The 21,648-nt window shown below is 71.0% G+C and carries 21 protein-coding genes; 17 read left to right on the top strand and 4 right to left on the bottom strand.

All coding sequences use genetic code 11. The features are described from left to right. Nucleotides 1-16: 16 nt before the first annotated feature. Entirely contained in the window at nt 17-775 is a 759-nt protein-coding gene (locus ACFYY7_RS25345; protein WP_388664768.1) for an enoyl-CoA hydratase/isomerase family protein, read from the bottom strand. A gap of 80 nt (nt 776-855) precedes the next feature. Here ACFYY7_RS25345 and ACFYY7_RS25340 point away from each other — a divergent pair, with 80 nt between their 5' ends. Together ACFYY7_RS25340 and ACFYY7_RS25335 are read left to right on the top strand one after the other, a co-directional pair. After that, nucleotides 856-1,479 (top strand): HdeD family acid-resistance protein, encoded by a 624-nt coding sequence (locus ACFYY7_RS25340; protein WP_388664766.1) that lies wholly within the window; start codon nt 856-858, stop codon nt 1,477-1,479. 135 nt (nt 1,480-1,614) lie between these two features. After that, nucleotides 1,615-2,070, top strand: a complete 456-nt coding sequence (locus ACFYY7_RS25335; protein WP_388664764.1) for an ATP-binding protein — start codon at nt 1,615-1,617, stop codon at nt 2,068-2,070. A gap of 39 nt (nt 2,071-2,109) precedes the next feature. On the opposite strand, the gene idi is transcribed toward ACFYY7_RS25335, so the two are convergent. The 3 genes from idi to ACFYY7_RS25320 all read right to left on the bottom strand — a co-directional run bounded on the left by idi (nt 2,110) and on the right by ACFYY7_RS25320 (nt 5,284). Beyond that, the gene (idi, locus tag ACFYY7_RS25330; RefSeq protein ID WP_360936585.1) at nt 2,110-2,703 is read right to left on the bottom strand and encodes an isopentenyl-diphosphate Delta-isomerase; all 594 of its coding nucleotides are present in this window, start codon (nt 2,701-2,703) and stop codon (nt 2,110-2,112) included. Nucleotides 2,704-2,851: 148 nt separating this feature from the next. After that, nucleotides 2,852-4,120: a GNAT family N-acetyltransferase gene (locus tag ACFYY7_RS25325; RefSeq protein WP_388664761.1), complete on the bottom strand. Its 1,269-nt coding sequence runs from the start codon at nt 4,118-4,120 to the stop codon at nt 2,852-2,854. Nucleotides 4,121-4,342: 222 nt separating this feature from the next. After that, a complete protein-coding gene (locus tag ACFYY7_RS25320; protein WP_388664759.1) occupies nt 4,343-5,284 on the bottom strand; it encodes a cation diffusion facilitator family transporter in 942 nt (313 codons plus the stop codon). 438 nt (nt 5,285-5,722) lie between these two features. Between ACFYY7_RS25320 and ACFYY7_RS25315 the strand changes: the two genes are divergently transcribed. The 15 genes from ACFYY7_RS25315 to ACFYY7_RS25245 all read left to right on the top strand — a co-directional run. Beyond that, a complete protein-coding gene (locus tag ACFYY7_RS25315; RefSeq protein WP_388665218.1) occupies nt 5,723-7,492 on the top strand; it encodes a DUF5941 domain-containing protein in 1,770 nt (589 codons plus the stop codon). Next, nucleotides 7,489-8,241: a phosphocholine cytidylyltransferase family protein gene (locus ACFYY7_RS25310; RefSeq protein ID WP_266727940.1), complete on the top strand. Its 753-nt coding sequence runs from the start codon at nt 7,489-7,491 to the stop codon at nt 8,239-8,241. The genes ACFYY7_RS25315 and ACFYY7_RS25310 overlap by 4 nt, the downstream gene beginning before the upstream one ends. Beyond that, on the top strand, nt 8,229-9,290 hold the full coding sequence (locus tag ACFYY7_RS25305; protein ID WP_388664757.1) for an iron-containing alcohol dehydrogenase family protein: 1,062 nt from the start codon (nt 8,229-8,231) through the stop codon (nt 9,288-9,290). Before ACFYY7_RS25310 ends, ACFYY7_RS25305 begins: the two co-directional genes overlap by 13 nt. Further along, a complete protein-coding gene (locus ACFYY7_RS25300; protein WP_266727936.1) occupies nt 9,268-10,047 on the top strand; it encodes a CDP-alcohol phosphatidyltransferase family protein in 780 nt (259 codons plus the stop codon). The genes ACFYY7_RS25305 and ACFYY7_RS25300 overlap by 23 nt, the downstream gene beginning before the upstream one ends. Before the next feature lie 8 nt (nt 10,048-10,055). Then, complete coding sequence (locus ACFYY7_RS25295) at nt 10,056-10,928, top strand: glycosyltransferase family 2 protein (protein WP_388665216.1); 873 nt, start codon at nt 10,056-10,058, stop codon at nt 10,926-10,928. A gap of 110 nt (nt 10,929-11,038) precedes the next feature. Beyond that, nucleotides 11,039-11,968: an ABC transporter permease gene (locus tag ACFYY7_RS25290; protein WP_388664755.1), complete on the top strand. Its 930-nt coding sequence runs from the start codon at nt 11,039-11,041 to the stop codon at nt 11,966-11,968. After that, on the top strand, nt 11,961-12,746 hold the full coding sequence (locus ACFYY7_RS25285) for an ABC transporter ATP-binding protein (RefSeq protein WP_266727932.1): 786 nt from the start codon (nt 11,961-11,963) through the stop codon (nt 12,744-12,746). The genes ACFYY7_RS25290 and ACFYY7_RS25285 overlap by 8 nt, the downstream gene beginning before the upstream one ends. A 445-nt stretch (nt 12,747-13,191) precedes the next feature. Further along, the gene (hpnC, locus tag ACFYY7_RS25280) at nt 13,192-14,112 is read left to right on the top strand and encodes a squalene synthase HpnC (RefSeq protein ID WP_388664754.1); all 921 of its coding nucleotides are present in this window, start codon (nt 13,192-13,194) and stop codon (nt 14,110-14,112) included. A gap of 29 nt (nt 14,113-14,141) precedes the next feature. Continuing rightward, complete coding sequence (gene hpnD, locus ACFYY7_RS25275; protein ID WP_388664752.1) at nt 14,142-15,062, top strand: presqualene diphosphate synthase HpnD; 921 nt, start codon at nt 14,142-14,144, stop codon at nt 15,060-15,062. Between the two features lie 118 nt (nt 15,063-15,180). Then, nucleotides 15,181-16,569: a hydroxysqualene dehydroxylase HpnE gene (gene hpnE / locus ACFYY7_RS25270; RefSeq protein WP_388664750.1), complete on the top strand. Its 1,389-nt coding sequence runs from the start codon at nt 15,181-15,183 to the stop codon at nt 16,567-16,569. Then, nucleotides 16,566-17,669 carry a polyprenyl synthetase family protein gene (locus ACFYY7_RS25265; RefSeq protein WP_358949900.1) on the top strand — a complete coding sequence of 368 codons (1,104 nt, stop codon included), beginning with the start codon at nt 16,566-16,568 and terminating at the stop codon, nt 17,667-17,669. The genes hpnE and ACFYY7_RS25265 overlap by 4 nt, the downstream gene beginning before the upstream one ends. A 109-nt stretch (nt 17,670-17,778) precedes the next feature. Next, on the top strand, nt 17,779-19,779 hold the full coding sequence (shc, locus tag ACFYY7_RS25260; RefSeq protein WP_388664748.1) for a squalene--hopene cyclase: 2,001 nt from the start codon (nt 17,779-17,781) through the stop codon (nt 19,777-19,779). Next, nucleotides 19,779-20,438, top strand: coding sequence for a 1-hydroxy-2-methyl-2-butenyl 4-diphosphate reductase (locus ACFYY7_RS25255; RefSeq protein WP_388664746.1), 660 nt, complete (start codon nt 19,779-19,781; stop codon nt 20,436-20,438). Before shc ends, ACFYY7_RS25255 begins: the two co-directional genes overlap by 1 nt. 5 nt (nt 20,439-20,443) lie before the next feature. Continuing rightward, nucleotides 20,444-21,463: an adenosyl-hopene transferase HpnH gene (gene hpnH, locus ACFYY7_RS25250; protein WP_266727918.1), complete on the top strand. Its 1,020-nt coding sequence runs from the start codon at nt 20,444-20,446 to the stop codon at nt 21,461-21,463. A 4-nt stretch (nt 21,464-21,467) separates the two neighbouring features. Continuing rightward, nucleotides 21,468-21,648: flavodoxin-dependent (E)-4-hydroxy-3-methylbut-2-enyl-diphosphate synthase (locus ACFYY7_RS25245; RefSeq protein ID WP_351265999.1), on the top strand; the 181-nt coding region annotated here is incomplete at its 3' end.

The raw sequence follows: 21,648 nt of genomic DNA, 5'->3' as shown, positions 1-21,648 counted from the left end.
GCGCCGGCGCGGTCCGTCAGGCCCCGGTCGTCCAGGTGAAGCGGGGCTCGCGCCGCTCCAGGAAGGCGGCGACACCCTCGGCGGTGTCGCCGCTGAGGCGTGCCTGCCGCGCCCAGTGCGCGTCCCGGTCCCGGCGCCCGTCGGCGAACTCCTTCGCCGCCGCCTGCGTCAGCCGTGAGCGGGCCGTCAGGGTCCGCGTGTACGCCTCGACCCGCTTCTCCAGCTCGCCGGCCGGCAGCACCTCGTCGACCAGGCCGGTACGCAGCGCCCGTGCGGTGTCGATCAGCTCGCCGGAGAACAGCAGGTGCTTCGCGGTGGCCGGGCCGGTCAGCGCCACCAGCCGCCGGGTCGACGACGCGGCGTACACGATGCCGAGCTTGGCCGGCGTGACACCGAAGGAGGCCCCCTCCTCGGCGAACCGCAGGTCGCAGGCGGCCGCCAACTGGCTGCCGCCGCCCACGCAGTAGCCCCGGATCACCGCGAGCGTCGGCCCGGGGAACGCGGCCAGCGCCTCCTCGGCCGCCACCGCGAGCGCCTGCGGGTCGCCCGCCGGGTCCCGGAGCGAGGAGATGTCCGCGCCGGCGCAGAAGGTGTCCCCGGCGCCCGTCAGCACCAGCACCCGGACCTCGGGGTGGGCGGCCAGCCGCTCCAGCAGACCGGGCAGCACGCTCCACATCGCGGCCGTCATCGCGTTGCGCTTGGCGGGATTGCTGATCACGACGGTGGCGACGCCGTCCGCGACGGTGTGCTCCAGCCCGGGTTCCGTACGGTCCATGTGCCGGATGCTATCCGTACGGTTCGAACCTATGATCAAGAAGGGGTCTGGGACCAGGCACGCACCGTGAGGAGCTTCCCGTGGCAGATCCCGCAACCGAGGGCAGGAGACTGAGCCGCAGCTTCGGCTGGCTCACCCTGCTCGGCAGCCTGCTCGTCGTGGCCGGTCTGGTCGGTCTCGTCTACACCGGCGTCGCGACGCTGACCTCGATGATCCTGTTCGGCTGGCTGCTGCTGATCGGCGGCATCGTCGGGCTGCTGCACGCCATCGACTCCCGTGGCAGCGACTACTTCTGGCTGGGCGTCGTGGTGGCCGCGCTGAACATCGCCGCCGGGATCGTCGTCATCCGCCACCCGCACGGCACCGCCGAGGCGCTGACCATGTTCGCCGCGCTGCTCTTCCTGACCGGCGGGGTGTTCCGCCTGGTGGGCAGTGTCGTGGTGCGCGGCCCGCAGTTCGGCTGGACGCTGCTGCAAGGCGCCTTCGGCCTGCTGCTGGGGCTGCTGGTGCTCTTCGACTGGCCGCACAGCAGCCTCTACGTACTGGGTCTCTTCTTCTCGCTGGCGCTGCTCTTCGACGGCCTCGGCCTGATCGCCATGGGGGTGGGCGGCCGCCGCATCGTCTCGATGGTCTCGGAACAGAGGGTGACCGACGAGCTGCCCGACCATCCCCGAGGAGACGGACAGAAACGGTCCAAAGACTGAGCTTTCAGCGTTCTGTCCGGCCAAAATTCGTCGATAGAGGTCGAATTCTGTTCAGTGGCACGGTCCGGACCAACCACGCCCCGCACTCTGTACTCGACGTGCAGTCACCATCGAGTGGAGAGCGGGTACCGGACTATGGAGAGCCGCGGGAGTGTCCCCGCCCGGCCCGTCCCGTACGAGGGAGTCTGGCGGTTCACCGCTCCGGCCGTGGACGTATCCGTACCGCAGGCCCGGCACGCGGTGCGCGATCTGCTGAAGCGCCAGTGCGTGCCGCTGGACGACGACGTCGCCGAGGGCCTGCTGCTCATCGTCTCCGAGCTGGTCACCAACGCGGTGAAGCATGCCGCGCTGCTCTCGCCGGAGCTGGCCGTCGAGGTGGCCGTCGGCGAGGAGTGGATCAGGGTGTCCGTCGAGGACAACCACCCCTACCGGCCGACGGCCCTGGAGACGGACTACGCGCAGACCGGCGGACGCGGTCTGCTGCTGGTCCGGGAGATCACCCGGGAAGCGGGCGGGGCCTGCGATGTGGAGCACACCGCAGGAGGCGGAAAGATCATCTGGGCGGCGCTGCCGCTGACCCCGTGCCGCTGACCGCCCGTACCGGACGGCGCCCCCGACGCCGTCCGCCCGTCACCAGCCGGCGGACGGTCCCGTCAGCTCCCTGATCGCCGGACGCGCGGCGTCCAGCACCGTCATGAACCAGGCCGAGAAAGGCGACCGGGCGTGCCGCTCGGCGAGCTCGTCGGCCGTCACGAACGCGGTCTCACCGACCTCCTCCGGGTCCGGGTCGAGCCGGTCCTGCGCCATGCCCACGAAGAGATGGTTGAACTCCTGCTCCACCAGGCCCGAGGCCGGGTCCGGGTGGTTGTAGCGGACCGTGCCCGCCTCGGCCAGCAGGGAGGGTGAGACGCCGAGCTCCTCGTACGTACGCCGGGCGGCGGCGGCGAAGGGCGCCTCACCGGGGTAGGGGTGGCCGCAGCAGGTGTTCGACCAGACACCGGGGGAGTGGTACTTGCCGAGCGCGCGGCGCTGGAGCAGCAGCCTGCCCTGCTCGTCGAAGAGGAACACGGAGAAGGCGCGGTGCAGCTGACCGGGTGGCTGATGGGCGGCGAGCTTCTCCGCCGTACCGATGGTGGTGCCGTCCTCGTCGACCAGTTCGAGCATGATCACTTCTGCTGTGCCGTTCGACGAGCTGTGCGCCGCGGTGGCTGGTGTGGTCGGCATACCCATCCTTCGCTATGGTCCCGGCCCGGTGCGCCGGTCCCGTCGATTCCGGTCAAGTCTGCCGTACAAAAGCCGCTTGTCCGCACCGCGGGGGTCTGGCATGTCCGGTCCCGCCGCACCGTGACGCGCGGCGGGACCGGACGGCGCGTCAGACGCCGAAGGCGGCCGGATAACGGATCGTGCCCGTCGGCACCGGCACGGATTCGTCCAGCACCAGGGCCATCATCGCCTCGTCCGGGACCTCGAAGCCCGGCCGGATCCCGTACCGCGACGCCGGTACGAAGCCGAACTTCGGGTAGTACTCGGGATGACCGAGCACCAGGACGAGTGACTCGCCGCGCAGCCTCGCCGCGTCGAGTGCCGCGCGCACCACCGCCTGCCCCGCCCCCCGGCGCTGGTGCTCCGGGGCGGTGGCCACCGGGGCCAGCGCGAGCGCCGGTGCGTCCCCGACCCGGCACCGGGTCAGCAGCGCGTACGCAGCGATGTCCCCGTCCGGGCCGTCCGTCGCCACCTGGGCGAGGCCGGGCAGCCAGGCCGCCGGATCGGCGCGCAGCGCGTCGACGAGAGCCGCCTCGTCCGGCGTCGGGAACGCGGCGGCGTTGACGGCGTGCACGGCCGCCGTGTCCGCCGCCGTCTCCGCACGGGTCGTCCAGCGGGGGTCGGCGGGGCGCAGCACATAGCCGGCGTAGCCGTACTCCGTGCCGTGGTCGCGCCGCACGGCCAGCTCCTCGCGGGTCGCCGCGAGCGCCCACGCCATGCCGGGAGCGGACACGTCGGCGCTCTCGACGCGCTCGGCGAGCGGGACGTAGTACTCGTCCCAGTCGCTGTCCGGCTGCACCCGCGCCCCGAGGACGTGGTAACCGGCCTCGACGGCCGCCGCGGCGTTGCCAGCCACGGGACGCATCGACGTCTCCTGTTCCCAGAAGGCGCGCGCCTCGGCCGTCGGCGCGTCCGTCGTCCAGACGCACTCGCTGACGACCAGGGAGCCGCCCGGGGCGAGCAGCCGCTTCCAGTCACGCAGCGCGGTGTCGAAACCGATGATGTACGCCGACCCCTCGGCCCAGACGAGGTCGAACGACCCGTCGGGGAAATCGGGGCCGGTCAGCTCCGAAATGTCGGCCCGGACCGTACGGATGCGGTCGCCGAGCCCGCGGGCCCCGGCCGCCTCGCGCAGTTCGTCGAGGAATGGCTGGTGGAGATCGACGGCGGTCACCTCGGCACCCGCCTCGGCGGCGAGGAGCAGCGCGGCACGGCCGGGCCCGCAGCCCAGATCCAGAACGCGCGGACGGCCGGGCAGCGGGCCGGTGAGCTCCAGCAGCCGCCGGGTGGTGGCATCGGAGCCGGGGCACTGCCGGGGCAGGCCGTGATGCAGGGAGAAGAACGCCTCGGTACGGACGGCGTGATCGTTGTCGCTCAACGTGGGAACCCTTGGTGTACGAGGGCTCCGGCCAACGGGTCGACCCGTTGCGAGTCGTGGTGCTAGCCGAGAACCCGGGAGATGAGGAAGGACCGGATGCTGCGCCGGGCAGGCGCCTTCGCGACGGTCATCAACCTCAGCTCCTCTCTCGCACATGGGGAGGCCGAACGCCTCTGCGAATACCCTACACGGCCCGGTGCACGGCCCCGCCGGACCGGCCCCTCAGTGGCAGAGCTTCGCCTCGTGCTCGGCATGGCCGCTCGGCTCCAGCTGGAAGGTGCAGTGCTCCACGTCGAAATGGTCGCCGAGGCAGCCCTGCAGCTCATGGAGGAGCTTCTCGTGCCCGATCGAGTCGAGCATGTCCTGGCGCACCACCACATGGGCGGAGAGCACCGGCATGCCCGAGGTGATCGTCCAGGCATGCAGGTCGTGGACGTCCAGCACGCCGGGCAGGTCGGTGATGTGGGCGCGCACCTCCCCCATGTCGACCCCCTTGGGCGCCGACTCCAGCAGCACGTTGAGGGTCTCCCTGAGCAGCTTCACGGTGCGCGGGACGATCATCAGGCCGATGACCAGCGAGGCGATCGGGTCGGCGGCCTGCCAGCCGGTGGACAGGATGATCCCCGCCGAGACCAGCACCGCGAACGAGCCGAGCGTGTCCGCGAGCACCTCCAGATAGGCGCCGCGCACATTGAGGCTGTCCTTCTGCCCACGCATCAGCAGCGACAGCGAGACCATGTTCGCGGCCATGCCGACCAGGGCGAAGGCGATCGTCAGCCCGCCCCTGGTCTCGGCCGGGGTGATGAAGCGCTCAACGGCCTCGAAGAGCAGGAAGCCGCCCACCCCGAGCAGCAGCAGACAGTTGGCCAGTGCCGCCAGGATCTCGGCACGGGCGTAGCCGAAGGTGCGGTTCACCCCGGCCGGGCGGTTGGCGAAGTGGATCGCCAGCAGCGCCATGCCCAGGCCGAGGGCGTCGGTCGCCATGTGGGCCGCGTCGGCGATCAGCGCGAGCGAGTCGGCGAGCACCCCGCCGACGATCTCCACGACCATCACGGTGAGCGTGATGCAGAGCGCGATGCGCAGCCGCCCCCGGTACGCGGCGGCCGCCGTGCCGGTGGGCGGCGGCCCGCCGTGTGTGTGCCCGTGGTCGTGCCCTGCCCCCATGGGGAACGCCTCCCGGTCGTCTCGCGGTCCCGGACGCGGTCGGCCCGGGCACTGCCAGTGAACTACGGGTGGGGGGTATCCGGCAACACGGTACTGAACACCGTTGTCATATGCTCTGACCTGCGGAAATGCTTGCAGGTCAGGAAGGCGGCGCGGCAGGACGGGACGGGGTCGTACCGACGCGTTTTGTCAGGCGAGGCGGCGATCGACGATGATGATCGCGGGCGGCGCCGGATGATGCCGGTCCACCCCGAACGGGGCGCGAACGGTCGGTGAAATCGCGCTTCCGTTCATCCGATAGCCTCTGCCGACGTGCCGCCGGCCCGCATCCGGGCCGCACAGTCGCGCGCCGACCCCGTCAGCACCAAGGAGTGAGTTCGTCTGTCGACCGCCATCCTCACCGGTGCACCGGTACCCGGCTCGTCGCTCGCGGACGACCTGCGGTCACTGGGCTTCGACGTACAGGTCGCCGCCGATGTGACCGAGGCCGCACGGCTGCTCTCGGCCGTCCCCGCCGACCGCCGGGTCGCACTGGTCGACCCCCGTTTCGTCGGCCATGTCCACGCCCTCCGGCTCGGACTGACCGACCCCCGCTTCCCCGCGGCCACCGTCCCCGGCGCGCTCACCGCGCAGCCCGAGGCGCGCCCCGCGCTCGTCCGAGCCCTGGACACCACGGCCGAGGCCGTCGGCGCGGGCCTGCCCACGGGCCCGTCCACCGCACCGGTCACCGACCGCACCGTGCCGGGCCGCCTCGCAGTCACCATGGACGCCGAGGGCACCGTGGTGCAGCGCCCCGAACTCGGCTCGCTGGTCGCCGCCGTGCCGACGGACGCACCCGCGCGCGCCGAGGCGGAGAGCGCCCTCGCCTCGGTCGACGACGAGGCGGTGCGGCTGCGCAGTGCGGTGAAGGCCCACGACGGCTTCTTCACCACGTTCTTCATCAGCCCGTACTCCCGCTACATCGCCCGCTGGTGCGCCCGCCGCGGCCTCACGCCGAACCAGGTCACCACCGCGTCCCTGCTGACCGCGCTGATCGCGGCCGGCAGCGCGGCGACCGGCACCCGCGGCGGCTACATCGCGGCCGGCGTGCTGCTGCTGTTCTCCTTCGTCCTGGACTGCACCGACGGGCAGCTCGCCCGCTACTCGCTCCAGTACTCGACGATGGGCGCCTGGCTGGACGCGACCTTCGACCGGGCCAAGGAGTACGCCTACTACGCGGGCCTCGCGCTCGGCGCCGCCCGCGGCGGTGACGACGTATGGGCGCTGGCCCTGGGCGCGATGGTGCTCCAGGCATGCCGGCACGTCATCGACTTCTCGTTCAACGAGGCCAACCACGACGCGGTGGCCAACTCCAGCCCCACGGCTGCGCTCTCCGACCGGCTCGACAGCGTCGGCTGGACCGTCTGGGCGCGCCGGATGATAGTGCTGCCGATCGGTGAGCGCTGGGCGATGATCGCGGTGCTGACCGCGGTGACCACGCCCAGGATCGTCTTCTACGCCCTGCTCGTCGGCTGCGCCTTCGCCGCCTGCTACACCACCGCCGGCCGGCTGCTGCGCTCGCTGACCCGCAAGGCCGAGCGCACCGACCGCGCCGCCCAGGCCCTCGCGGACCTGGCCGACTCCGGCCCGCTGGCCGAGGCCGCCGCCGCCTTCGGGCCCCGGCTCGGTGGCAGCTGGAGCGCCCCGATCACGGCCCTGCTCGCCGGGGCGCTCATGATCGCCTCCGCGCTCTCGCAGCCCTTCGGCAGCTGGCACACCATCCTGGCAGCGGTGGTCTACGCGATGCTCTCGGGCATGGCCGTCTCCCGGCCGCTCAAGGGTGCGCTGGACTGGCTCGTGCCCCCGATATTCAGGGCGGCCGAGTACTGCACCGTCCTGATCCTCGCGGCCCGCAGCGATGTCCCGGGTGCCCTTCCGGCGGCATTCGGGCTGGTCTCGGCCGTCGCCTACCATCACTACGACACGGTGTACCGCATTCGGGGCGGCACCGGCGCGCCGCCCCGGTGGCTGGTACGCACGATCGGTGGGCACGAGGGCCGCACCCTGGTGGTGGCCGTACTCGCCGCCGTATTCACTCAGCATTCGGCTTTCACCGTGGCACTCACCGCATTCGCGGTGGCGGTGGCCCTGGTGGTGCTCGTGGAGTCCATCCGCTTCTGGGTGTCCTCCGGAGCACCCGCCGTTCACGACGAAGGAGAACCCGCATGATCGGCCTCGTACTGGCAGCCGGTGCAGGACGGCGTCTGCGCCCCTACACCGACACGCTTCCGAAGGCCCTCGTGCCTGTAGGCCCTGAACAGGACGGCGCTGCGAAGACCGTGCTGGACCTCACGCTGGCCAACTTCGCGGAGATAGGCCTCACCGAGGTCGCCGTCGTCGTCGGCTACCGCAAGGAAGCCGTGTACGACCGCAAGGCCGAGCTCGAGGCCAAGTACGGCGTGACCCTCACCCTGATCGACAACGACAAGGCCGAGGAGTGGAACAACGCCTACTCCCTGTGGTGCGCCCGTGAGGTGCTCAAGCGCGGCGTGATCCTGGCCAACGGTGACACCGTCCACCCGGTCTCCGTCGAGAAGACCCTGCTCGCCGCCCGGGGCGACGGCCAGAAGATCATCCTCGCCCTCGACACGGTGAAGCACCTCGCCGACGAGGAGATGAAGGTCATCACCGAGGACGGCAAGGGTGTGCGGCGCATCACCAAGCTGATGGACCCGGCCACCGCGACCGGCGAGTACATCGGCGTCACCCTGATCGAGCCCGAGGCCGCCGAGGAGCTCGCGGACGCCCTGAAGGCGACCTTCGAGCGTGACCCCGACCTCTACTACGAGGACGGTTACCAGGAGCTCGTGAACCGCGGCTTCACCGTCGACGTGGCCCCCATCGGCGAAGTCACGTGGGTGGAGATCGACAACCACGACGACCTCGCGAAGGGCCGTGAGATCGCGTGCCAGTACTGACCCGGCTCATCCCGTCCCCGGTCGTCGTCGACATCCGTGGCGGCGCCCTGGACGATCTGGCCGGCCTCCTCGCGGACCAGCGGATCTCCGCCTCCGGCAAGCTCGCCGTCGCGATAAGCGACGGCTCGGGACGGGCCCTGCGCGAGCGGCTGACCCCCGCGCTGCCCGGCGCCCACTGGTACTCCGTGAGCGACGGCACCCTCGATTCGGCGGTCAAGCTGGCCGACGACATCAAGGGCAACCGGTACGACGCCGTGGTCGGCCTCGGCGGCGGCAAGATCGTCGACGTGGCGAAGTACGCGGCGGCGCGGGTCGGGCTGCCCATGGTCGCGGTGGCGACGAACCTCGCCCACGACGGCCTCTGCTCACCCGTCGCGACGCTCGACAACGACAACGGCCGGGGCTCCTACGGGGTACCCACCCCGATCGCCGTGGTCATCGACCTCGACATCGTCCGCCAGGCACCGGCCCGCTTCGTGCGCTCCGGCATCGGCGACGCGGTCTCCAACATCTCCTGCGTGGCCGACTGGGAGCTCGCCCACGAGGTCAAGGGCGAGGAGATCGACGGACTCGCGGCGGCCATGGCCCGGCAGGCGGGCGAGGCGGTGCTGCGCCACCCCGGTGGGATCGCCGACGACGCCTTCCTCAAGGTGCTGGCCGAGGGCCTCGTGCTCACCGGCATCTCGATGTCCGTGGCCGGGGACTCTCGGCCGGCCTCCGGCGCCTGCCACGAGATCAACCACGCCTTCGACCTGCTGTACCCCAAGCGGGCGGCCAGCCACGGCGAGCAGGTCGGCCTCGGCGCCTGCTTCGCGATGTATCTGCGCGGCGCCCGCGAGGAGTCGCTGCACATGGCGGCCACCCTGCGCCGCCACGGGCTGCCGGTCGTGCCCGAAGAGATCGGCTTCACCGCCGACGAGTTCGTCCGGGCCGTCGACTACGCCCCGCAGACCCGTCCGGGGCGCTTCACGATCCTGGAACACCTCAACCTGTCCACCGACCAGATCAGGGACGCGTACGCCGACTATGCAAAAGCCATCCATAGCTGAACTCCGTCCGGTCGTGCACCCCCCGGGTGTGAAGGACCGGCGCAGTGGTGAGCACTGGGCGGGTCGGCTCTACATGCGCGAGATCTCGCTGCGCATCGACCGGCACCTGGTGAACACCAGGATCACGCCCAACCAGCTGACCTACGTGATGACGGTCGCGGGCGTGCTTGCCGCACCGGCCCTGCTCGTCCCCGGCATTCCCGGCGCGCTGCTCGGGGTGCTCGCGGTCCAGCTGTACCTGCTGCTCGACTGCGTCGACGGCGAGGTGGCCCGCTGGAAGAAGCAGTTCTCGCTGGGCGGGGTCTACCTGGACCGGGTCGGCGCGTACCTCTGCGACGCGGCCGTGCTGGTCGGCTTCGGCCTGCGCGCCGCCGACCTGTGGGGCACCGGGCGGATCGACTGGCTCTGGGCCTTCCTCGGCACGCTCGCGGCGCTCGGCGCCATCCTGATCAAGGCCGAGACCGACCTCGTCGGCGTCGCACGCCACCAGGGCGGGCTGCCGCCGGTCAAGGAGGCCGCCTCGGAGCCGCGCTCGTCCGGCATGGCGTTCGCCCGCCGGGCCGCCGGCGCGCTCAAGTTCCACCGGCTCATCCTCGGGGTCGAGGCGTCCCTGGTCGTCCTGGTGGCGGCCGTCCTCGACGCGGTCCGCGACGACCTGTTCTTCAGCCGTCTCATGGTCGCGGTGCTGGCCGGCATCGCGCTGCTCCAGACGCTCCTGCACCTCGTGTCGATCCTGGCGTCGAGCAGGCTGAAGTGAGCACGCCCATGAAGCTCGGCGCGGTCGTCATCACCATGGGCAACCGCCCCGACGAGCTCCGCGCCCTCCTCGACTCGGTCGCCCGGCAGGACGGCGACCGGATCGAGGTGGTGGTCGTCGGCAACGGTGCCCCCGTGCCGGACGTCCCCGCGGGAGTGCGGACCGTCGAGCTGCCCGAGAACCTGGGCATCCCCGGCGGCCGCAATGTCGGGATCGAGGCGTTCGGCCCGTCCGGCGCCGACGTGGACGCCCTGCTCTTCCTCGACGACGACGGACTGCTGCCGCTCGGCGACACCGCCGAGCTGTGCCGGCAGGCCTTCGAGGCCGATCCCGGTCTCGGCATCATCAGCTTCCGCATCGCCGACCCGGACACCGGAGTCACGCAGCGCCGCCACGTGCCGCGGCTGCGCGCCGCCGATCCGATGCGCTCCTCACGCGTGACGACCTTCCTGGGCGGCGCCAACGCCGTACGGACCAAGGTCATCGCCGAGGTCGGGCCGCTGCCCGGCCGGTTCTTCTACGCGCACGAGGAGACCGACCTCGCCTGGCGGGCACTGGACGCCGGCTGGATGATCGACTACCGCGCGGACATGGTCCTCAACCACCCGACGACCGCCCCCTCGCGGCACGCGGTGTACCACCGCATGGTGGCCCGCAACCGGGTCTGGCTGGCCCGTCGCAATCTGCCCGCACCGCTGGTCCCCGTCTACCTCGGGGTGTGGCTGCTGCTCACCCTGGTCCGCAGGCCCTCGGGCCCGGCGCTCAAGGCGTGGCTCGGCGGTTTCCGGGAAGGCTGGGCGACACCGTGCGGAACCCGCCGCCCGATGAGATGGCGCACGGTGTGGCGGCTGACCAGACTCGGCCGACCTCCGGTGATCTGAGAGGCTCTCCTCTGAGAGCATGGGACGTACGTTTTCTTCTCCACGGGACCTGTCCGCTCCGAGCCGCGCCCGCGACCGGCTGCGCATCTTGAATACGAGAGTTTCATCTGGTGAGTGACACAACCCATGATGGTGCGGTGGCATTGAGCACCCCACCATCCGCCGACGACGGCCTGACCTCGGCCGCCCTGGCCGCCAAGTACGGCCTGACGGTGAGCGGCGCCCGGCCAGGGCTCTTCGAGTACATCCGCCAGCTCTGGGGCCGGCGCCACTTCATCATGGCGTTCTCCAGGGCGAAGCTGACCGCCCAGTACAGCCAGGCGAAGCTGGGCCAGCTGTGGCAGGTGGCCACACCGCTGCTCAACGCCCTGGTCTACTACTTGATCTTCGGGCTGATCCTGGGCACCCGGAAGGGGATGACCCAGGAGGTCTTCATCCCGTTCCTGGTGACCGGCGTCTTCGTCTTCACGTTCACCCAGAGTTCGGTGATGGCGGGCGTGCGGGCGATCTCCGGCAATCTGGGACTGGTCCGGGCGCTGCACTTCCCGCGCGCCTCGCTGCCCATCTCGTTCTCGCTCCAGCAGCTCCAGCAGCTGCTGTTCTCGATGATCGTGCTCGGGGCCGTGGCCGTCGCCTTCGGCAGCTACCCGAGCCTGTCGTGGCTGCTGATCATTCCGGCGCTGGTCATGCAGTTCGTCTTCAACACCGGCCTGGCGCTGATCATGGCCAGGCTCGGCAGCAAGACCCCCGACCTCGCACAGCTGATGCCGTTCGTCATGCGGACCTGGATGTACGCCTCGGGCGTGATGTTCTCCATCCCGGTGATGCTCAAGGACAAGCCGGCCTGGATCGCCGACGTGCTGCAGTACAACCCGGCGGCCGTCTACATGGACCTGATCCGCTTCGCGCTGATCGACGGCTACGGCTCGGAGAACCTGCCGGCGCACGTCTGGGCCGTGGCGCTCGGCTGGGCGGTTCTGATCGGCCTGGTGGGCTTCGTGTACTTCTGGAAGGCAGAGGAACGGTACGGCCGTGGCTGACGACAAGACTCCGGGGCGCGTCCCCACCGTCATCGCCGACGATGTGCACATCGTGTACCGCGTCAACGGCGCCGGCGGCGGCAAGGGCAGCGCCACCGCGGCGCTGAGCCGGATCATGCGCCGCGGCAAGGGCGAATCGCGCGGGGTGCGCAAGGTGCACGCCGTCCGCGGTGTCTCCTTCACCGCCTACCGAGGCGAGGCGATCGGCCTCATCGGCACCAACGGCTCCGGCAAGTCGACGCTGCTGCGGGCCATCGCCGGTCTGCTCCCGACCGAGCACGGCAAGGTCTACACCGACGGGCAGCCCTCGCTGCTCGGGGTGAACGCGGCGCTGATGAGCGATCTGACCGGCGAGCGCAACGTGGTGCTCGGCGGCCTCGCGATGGGCATGTCGCGCGAGGAGATCCGCGAGCGCTACCAGGGGATCGTCGACTTCTCCGGGATCAACGAGAAGGGCGACTTCATCACCCTGCCGATGCGTACGTACTCCTCCGGCATGGCCGCGCGGCTGCGCTTCTCCATCGCCGCCGCCAAGAACCACGACGTCCTCATGATCGACGAGGCGCTGGCGACCGGTGACCGCAAGTTCCAGATCCGCTCGGAGAAGCGCATCAGGGAGCTCCGCAAGGAGGCCGGCACCGTCTTCCTGGTCAGCCACAGCAACAAGTCCATCCGCGACACCTGTGACCGGGTGCTGTGGCTGGAAAAGGGCGAGCTGCTGATGGACGGCCCGACGGACGAGGTGCTCAAGGCGTACGAGCGCGAGACCGGAAAGTAGCGGTTCGTCCGGTTCTGCGACACCGGGGCGGCCTTCGTCGGAGCTCTCCGGCAGAGGCCGCCTCGGTGTCCGGATCGTGGACCTCCGCCGGTGCTCTCCATGCCCGGCGGTATGTCCCGGGCAGGATCTCGTCCCGTCGGATGACGTCAACCGGCTTGTGTGCGGGGAAGGTTGGCGGAGCGGAAAGCGTTGCCGCAACGCGCCCAACACCCCGCCGTATGGATGAGCGTTGTACAACGTAAGCTGTAGCTGCTGATTCGAGGCAAGTGGGGCGATAGTGCCTGGCTGTACGGCCCGTAGGCAGTGCTCCGCACTCGGCAGAGCGGGCGGCGTGTCCGGAATGGGATGTTTTGGGTCAGCAGTGTAGAACGGGAGATGTGACGGCAATGACGGAAAATCTCCAGCTCCGAGGTGCTCACGCCGTCCCAGCGCCGGGCGGTCCGTGGTGACCCGTACCCGGCAGACGCACCCCGACGACGTCGTGCCCAGCACTCTCGACAAGGCCGCGGACGAGAATTTCCCCGTAGCCCCCTTCTTCCTGCCCCGCGCCTGGCGCGACGACCTGATGGCCGTCTACGGCTACGCACGCCTGGTCGACGACATCGGCGACGGCGATCTCGCCCCCGGCGGCGCGGACGCCCGCCACCTCGGCCTCGATCCCGCGCAGGCCGACGACCGGCTCGCCATGCTCGACGCCTTCGAGGCCGATCTGCACCGGGTCTTCGACACCTCGGGCGACGGTCCCGGCCACCCCCTGCTGCGCGCCCTGGTCCCCACCGTGCGGCGCTGCGCGCTCACCCCGGAACCCTTCCTCGGCCTCATCGAGGCGAACCGGCAGGACCAGAAGGTCCGCCGCTACGGGACGTACGAGGAGCTCCTGGCCTACTGCGAGCTCTCCGCCAACCCGGTGGGCCGGCTGGTCCTGCAGATCACCGGCACCGCCAGCCCCGAGCGCATCCGCCGCTCCGACGCCGTCTGTACCGCCCTGCAGATCGTCGAGCACCTCCAGGACGTCACCGAGGACCTCGGCCGCGACCGGATCTATCTCCCCGCCGACGACATGGCGCGGTTCCATGTCGTCGAAACCGATCTCGCCGCCCCCTCGGGGAGCGCATCGGTGCGTTCACTGGTCGCGTACGAAGCGGAACGCGCTCGGGAACTGCTGAATGAAGGCACCCCCCTGGTGGGTAGCGTCCACGGCAGGCTCAAGCTGCTTCTCGCCGGATTCGTGGGAGGGGGGCGCGCCGCCCTCACCGCGATCGCGGCCGCCGGGTTCGACGTACTGCCCGGACCGCCCAAGCCCACCAAGCCCAGCCTGCTGCGCGAGGTGGGAGTTGTCTTGCGAAGAGCGCGTAGAGAGGGGTGAGCCGGACCGTGGAGGGACAGACGACGTACATGTCGGCACCGGTACAGGCCGCATACAGTTACTGCGAGGCGGTCACCGGACAGCAGGCGCGTAACTTCGCGTACGGCATCAGGCTGCTGCCGGTTGAGAAGCGGCAGGCCATGTCGGCGCTGTACGCCTTCTCCCGTCGGGTCGACGACATCGGCGACGGCGAGCTGGACGCGGACACCAAGCGGTCCCGCCTGGAGAGCACCCGCGACGTCCTGGACCGGATCCGGGACGGGGCGGTCGACGAGGACGACACCGACCCGGTGGCCGTCGCGCTCGCCGACGCCGCGCGCAGGTTCCCGCTCCCGCTGGGCGGGCTCGACGAGCTCATCGACGGCGTGCTGATGGACGTGCGCGGTGCGACGTACGAGACCTGGGACGACCTCAAGGTCTACTGCCGCTGTGTCGCGGGCGCCATCGGCCGCCTCAGCCTGGGCGTCTTCGGCACCGAGCCCGGCGCCCAGGGTGCCGACCGGGCCGCGGAGTACGCCGACACCCTCGGCCTCGCGCTCCAGCTGACCAACATCCTGCGAGACGTCCGCGAGGACGCGGGCAACGGACGTACGTATCTGCCCGCCGACGACCTCGCCAAGTTCGGCTGCTCGGCCGGCTTCCACCGGGCCACCCCGCCGCCCGGCGCCGACTTCGCGGGCCTCGTCCACTTCGAGGTGCGGCGCGCCCGCACCCTGTTCGCCGAGGGCTACCGGCTGCTGCCCATGCTGGACCGGCGCAGCGGCGCGTGTGTCGCGGCCATGGCGGGCATCTACCGGCGGCTGCTCGACCGGATCGAGCGCGACCCCGAGGCGGTGCTGCGCGGCCGGGTCTCGCTGCCGGGCCACGAGAAGGCCTACGTGGCGGTGCGCGGGCTGTCGGGGCTCGACGCCCGGTACATCTCCCGGCGTACGACCAGGGGGCGTGTCTGATGCGCCGTGCGGACATCTCGCGCACCATGTGCAGCACGGAGACCCGAACCGCCCGGCGGTCAACCCTCCGCTGTGCTCATGCGTCCCTGACTGAAGTGACCTGGCGAAAGGAGGACGCATGACGGACGACGCCTCGCGCTCCTCCCGCGCGGTCGTGATCGGTGGCGGGCTCGCCGGAATCACCTCGGCCCTGCGTCTCGCCGATGCCGGGCTTGACGTGACCCTGCTCGAAGGCCGGCCCCGGCTCGGCGGCCTCGCCTTCTCCTTCCGGCGCGGCGAGCTGACGGTCGACAACGGACAGCATGTCTATCTGCGCTGCTGCACCGCCTACCGCTGGTTTCTCGACCGGATCGACGGGACGAGCCTGGCACCGCTGCAGAACCGGTTGGACGTGCCGGTCCTCGACGTCGGACGGCCCTCGGGCCCCCGGCTGGGACGGCTGCGCCGCAACGCACTGCCGGTGCCCTTCCACCTCGCCGCCGGACTGGCCGGCTATCCGCACCTCTCGCTCGCCGAACGGGCCGGCGTCGGCCGCGCCGCGCTGGCGCTCGGCCGCCTGGACCCCGACGACCCCGCGCTCGACACCGTCGACTTCGGCAGCTGGCTCGCCCGGCACGGCCAGTCGCCGCGCACCATCGAGGCACTCTGGGACCTGGTCGGCGTCGCCACGCTGAACGCCACCGCGCCGAACTCCTCGCTGGCCCTGGCCGCGAAGGTCTTCAAGACCGGACTCCTCTCCGAACCCGGCGCCGCCGACATCGGCTGGGCGAGCGTGCCCCTCGGCGAGGTGCACGACACGCTGGCCCGCAAGGCCCTCGACTCCGCATCGGTCCGCACCGAACTCCGCACGAAGGCCTCAGCCATCACCCGTACGGGGGATGGCGGCTGGTTCGTGGACACCGGCGGCGAACGGATCGAGGCGGACACCGTCGTCCTCGCCGTCCCGCAGCGCGAGACCCACGACCTGCTGCCCGAAGGCGCACTCGACGCACCGGAGCGGCTGCTCGACATCGGCACCTCGCCGATCCTCAACGTGCACGTCGTCTACGACCGCAAGGTGCTGCGCCGCCCGTTCTTCACTGCGCTCGGCTCCCCGGTCCAGTGGGTCTTCGACCGCACCGACGCCTCCGGACTCACCGGTCCCGGGCAGTACCTCGCCGTGTCCCAGTCCGCCGCGGACGAGGAGATCGACCTCCCCGTCGCCGAACTGCGCACCCGCTACCTGCCCGAGCTGGAGCGGCTCCTGCCGGCCGCCCGCGGGGCCGGCATCAGGGACTTCTTCGTCACCCGGGAGCGCACGGCGACCTTCGCCCCCGCCCCCGGAGTCGGCCGGCTGAGGCCCGGTGCCCGCACCCGTGCCCCCGGCCTCAGCCTGGCCGGGGCATGGACGGCCACCGGCTGGCCCGCGACGATGGAGGGCGCCGTCCGCAGCGGGTTCAGCGCGGCCGAAGCCGCCCTCCGGGCGCTCGGCCGCCCCCATGAACATCCGCTGCAGGAGGCGGCATGAGCAGTACCACCGGAACAAGAGGAGAGTCAGTGACCCCGGCGAATCCGGCTTTCGACACCGTGGCCGACACCACGGACGTCACCGCGCTTCTGGAGCGCGGACGGGCCCTTTCCACGCCGGTGCTCCGGGCCGCCGTTGACCGGCTCGCACCGCCCATGGACACCGTCGCCGCCTACCACTTCGGCTGGATCGACGCCCAGGGACAGCCCGCCGACGGCGACGGGGGCAAGGCCGTCCGCCCGGCCCTCGCCCTGCTGTCCGCGGAGGCCGCCGGCGCCCCGGCGGAGGCCGGCGTACCCGGCGCAGTGGCCGTCGAACTCGTGCACAACTTCTCGCTGCTGCACGACGACCTGATGGACGGCGACGAACAGCGCCGCCACCGCGACACCGTCTGGAAGGTGCACGGCCCCGCCCAGGCGATCCTGGTCGGCGACGCGCTCTTCGCCCTCGCCAACGAGGTCCTGCTGGAGCTCGGCACCGTCGAGGCGGGCCGCGCGACCCGCCGGCTGACCGCGGCCAGCCGCAAGCTCATCGACGGGCAGGCCCAGGACATCTCCTACGAGCACCGCGAGCGGGTCACCGTCGAGGAGTGCCTGGAGATGGAGGGCAACAAGACCGGCGCCCTGCTCGCCTGCGCCTGCTCCATCGGCGCGGTGCTCGGCGGCGCCGACGACCGGACCGCCGACACCCTGGAGGCGTACGGATACCACCTCGGTCTCGCCTTCCAGGCCGTCGACGATCTGCTCGGCATCTGGGGCGACCCCGAGTCCACCGGCAAGCAGACCTGGAGCGACCTGCGCCAGCGCAAGAAGTCCCTGCCGGTCGTCGCCGCGCTCGCCGCGGGCGGTCCGGCATCGGAGCGCCTGGGCGAACTGCTCGCGGCCGACGCCAAGAGCAGCGATTTCGACAGCTTCTCCGAGGAGGAGTTCGCCGCCCGCGCGGCACTCATCGAGGAGGCGGGCGGCCGCGAGTGGACCGCCCAGGAGGCCCGTCGACAGCATGCGGTCGCCATCGAGGCGCTGCACCGCATCGACATGCCGCAGACCGTGCGGGCGCAGCTCACAGCGCTCGCGGACTTCGTCGTCGTACGAAAGAGATGATCACTATCTGCTCCATATGACTCGCAGTCGCCGGCCGGCGCCCTTGCCGGGGCGCCGGCCGACGGAGACCCCAGCACAGCAGAGGAACTGACTGCACGAAGGGGAAGCCATGACAGCGACGACCGACGGAAGCACCGGGGCCGTGAACCCCCGCGCAGCCTCGGCCAGCAAACCGACCGACACAACCATCGCCGCGGACGACGTGTTCACCGCCGCGCGGCGGGCCGCGGAACGCTCGGTGGAGCACCTCCTCGGCAGGCAGGACGAGCAGGGCTGGTGGAAGGGCGACCTCGCCACCAACGTCACGATGGACGCCGAGGACCTGCTGCTCCGTCAATTCCTCGGCATCCAGGACCCGGACACCGTCCGGGCGGCCGGCCGCTTCATCCGCGGCGAACAGCTGGGCGACGGCACATGGGCGACATTCCACGGCGGCCCCGGCGAACTCTCCACCACCATCGAGGCGTACGTGGCCCTGCGGCTGGCCGGGGACCGGCCGGACGAACCGCACATGGCCCGCGCGTCCGGATGGATCCGGGAACAGGGCGGCATCGCGTCCGCCCGGGTCTTCACCCGGATCTGGCTCGCCCTGTTCGGCTGGTGGAAATGGGACGACCTGCCGGAACTCCCGCCCGAACTGATGTTCTTTCCCAAATGGGCTCCGCTCAACATCTACGACTTCGGCTGCTGGGCCCGCCAGACCATCGTGCCGCTCACCATCGTCTCGGCGAAGCGGCCGGTACGCCCGGCCCCCTTCCCGCTCGACGAACTCCACGCCGATCGGAGCAACCCGAACCCGCCCAGGCGACTCGCACCGGCCGCCAGCTGGGACGGTGTCTTCCAGCGCCTGGACAAGGCGCTGCACGTCTATCACCGGATCGCACCGCGCGGGCTGCGCCGGACCGCGATGAACGCCGCGGCCCGCTGGATCATCGAACGCCAGGAGAACGACGGCTGCTGGGGCGGCATCCAGCCGCCCGCCGTGTACTCCGTCATCGCCCTGCATCTGCTCGGCTACGACCTGGACCACCCGGTGATGCGCGCCGGACTCGAATCGCTCGACCGGTTCGCCGTGTGGCGCGAGGACGGCGCCCGCATGATCGAGGCATGCCAGTCCCCGGTCTGGGACACCTGCCTCGCCACCATCGCGCTCGCCGACGCCGGGGTCCGCCCCGACCACCCGGCGCTGGTGAAGGCCGCCGACTGGATGCTCGGCGAGGAGATCGTCCGGCCCGGCGACTGGTCCGTACGCCGTCCCCGGCTCAATCCGGGCGGCTGGGCCTTCGAGTTCCACAACGACAACTACCCGGACATCGACGACACTGCCGAGGTGGTCCTCGCGCTGCGCCGGGTCCGCCACCCCGACCGGGCCCGCATCGAGGCCGCCATCAGGCGCGGTGTCCGCTGGAACATGGGCATGCAGTCCCGCAACGGTGCCTGGGGCGCCTTCGACGCCGACAACACCAGCGCCTTCCCCAACCGGCTGCCCTTCTGCGACTTCGGCGAGGTCATCGACCCGCCGTCCGCCGACGTCACCGGGCACGTGGTGGAGATGCTCGCCGTCGAAGGACGGGCCGGCCACCGGGTCACCCGGCGGGGCATCGAGTGGCTGCTCGCCGAACAGGAGGCGAGCGGCGCCTGGTTCGGCCGCTGGGGCGTCAACTACGTATACGGGACAGGGTCGGTGGTGCCCGCGCTGGTGGCCGCCGGACTGCCCGTGACGCACCCGGCGATCCGCCGCGCGGTCGGCTGGCTGGAGTCCGTGCAGAACGACGACGGCGGCTGGGGCGAGGACCTGCGCTCCTACCGGGAGGAGAAGTGGATCGGGCATGGCGCCTCGACCGCCTCCCAGACCGCCTGGGCCCTGCTCGCGCTGCTTGCCGCGGGAGCCCGGGACAGCGTCGCCGTGCGGCGCGGGGTCGCCTGGCTCACCGCCACCCAGCAGGCCGACGGCTCCTGGGACGAGCCGTACTTCACCGGCACCGGATTCCCGTGGGACTTCTCCATCAACTACCACCTCTACCGCCAGGTGTTCCCGCTCACCGCACTCGGGCGGTACGTGTACGGCGAGCCGTTCGCCGACCGCACGGCCGCCCGCAAGGGGGCCTGATGGCCGACGGCCCGGGGACGGCCGGCCCCGCCGCGCCGCTGCTGATCGCCTGCGCGCTCGGCATCGAGCGGTTCGCCCTGCGCAGCGGCCGGGGCAGGGCCGGCGCCACTCCCGGCCCGGTGACCGTACTCCGTACGGGCATGGGCCCCAGGGCCGCCGAGGCGGCCGTCGCACGGGCGCTCGGTCAGGACCGGGCGCCCGGCACGGCGGTCCTCGCCTCCGGCTTCTGCGCCGGACTGCTGCCCGGCATGCACCCCGGGGACCTGGTGGTCGCCGACGAGACCCGGGAAGGCGGCGACCGTACGGTCTGCACCGGTCCGGGCCTGCTCGCCGAGGCCCTGGCCAGGGCGGTACCCGGCCGCGCCGTCCACACCGGTCCGCTGACCGGCTCCGACCATGTCGTACGCGGACATGAGCGGGCCGGGCTGCGGGCCACCGGAGCCATCGCGGTGGACATGGAGTCCGCCGCCACGCTGCGCACCGCTCTGCGGTCCGGGCCGCGCCCGGTTGCCGCCGTACGGGTGGTCGTGGATGCTCCGGAGCATGAGCTCGTCCGCATCGGCACGATACGCGGTGGAATATCGGCTTTCCGAGTTCTCCGTGCCGTCCTGCCTGCTTTCTACGAATGGCACCGATCTTTGCTGCTCCCCAGGAGGTGAGCCAGATGGCCATGCCGCTCCGTCAGTCCATCAAGGTTGCGACGTACCTCATCGAACAGAAGCTCCGCAGGCGGGAGAAATTCCCGCTCATCGTGGAACTGGAGCCCTTGTACGCCTGCAATCTCGCGTGCGAGGGCTGCGGGAAGATCCAGCACCCGGCCGGCGTGCTCAAGCAGCGCATGCCGGTGGCCCAGGCCGTGGGCGCCGTCCTCGAATCGGGTGCCCCGATGGTCTCCATCGCGGGCGGCGAACCATTGATGCACCCGCAGATCGATGAAATCGTCCGGCAGCTGGTGGCGCGCAAGAAATACGTCTTCCTGTGCACCAACGCGGTGCTGCTGCGGAAGAAGATCGAGAAATTCACGCCCTCGCCGTTCTTCGCCTTCGCCGTGCACATCGACGGGCTGCGGGAACGGCACGACGAATCGGTCGCCAAGGAAGGGGTCTTCGACGAGGCCGTGGCGGCGATCAAGGAGGCCAAGCGGCGCGGCTTCCGGGTCACCACGAACTCCACCTTCTTCAACACCGACACCCCGCAGACCATCATCGAGGTCCTCAATTACCTCAATGACGACCTGAAGGTCGACGAGATGATGATCTCGCCCGCCTACGCCTACGAGAAGGCACCCGACCAGGAGCACTTCCTGGGCGTCGAGCAGACCCGCGAACTGTTCAAGAAGACCTTCGCGGGCGGCAACCGGGCCCGCTGGCGGCTGAACCACTCGCCGCTCTTCCTCGACTTCCTGGAGGGCAAGGCGGACTTCCCGTGCACGGCGTGGGCCATTCCCAACTACTCGCTCTTCGGCTGGCAGCGGCCCTGCTACCTGATGAGCGACGGCTACGTACCGACATACCGTCAGCTCATCGAGGAGACCGACTGGGACAAGTACGGCCGGGGCAAGGACCCGCGCTGTGCCAACTGCATGGCGCACTGCGGCTACGAACCCACCGCCGTGCTCGCCACCATGGGATCGCTGAAGGAATCCCTGCGCGCCGCGCGCGAGACCATCTCCGGGAACCGGTGACGTCATGACCGCTGGAGAACCGGTCGCACTGGGTCTCCCCGGGCTGCCGGCCCGGCCGCTCGCGATGCGCCGCCCCTCGCGGCGCATCCGGGTCGGGTCGGTTGCGGTGGGCGGGGACGCGCCGGTGTCGGTGCAGTCGATGACGACGACGCGTACGTCGGACATCGGTGCGACGTTGCAGCAGA

Origin of the sequence: Streptomyces sp. NPDC001933 (assembly GCF_042890955.1) — a bacterium.
In the GTDB taxonomy this organism is placed as follows: Bacteria; Actinomycetota; Actinomycetes; order Streptomycetales; family Streptomycetaceae; genus Streptomyces.
This window is presented reverse-complemented; position numbering and strand designations above follow the sequence as displayed.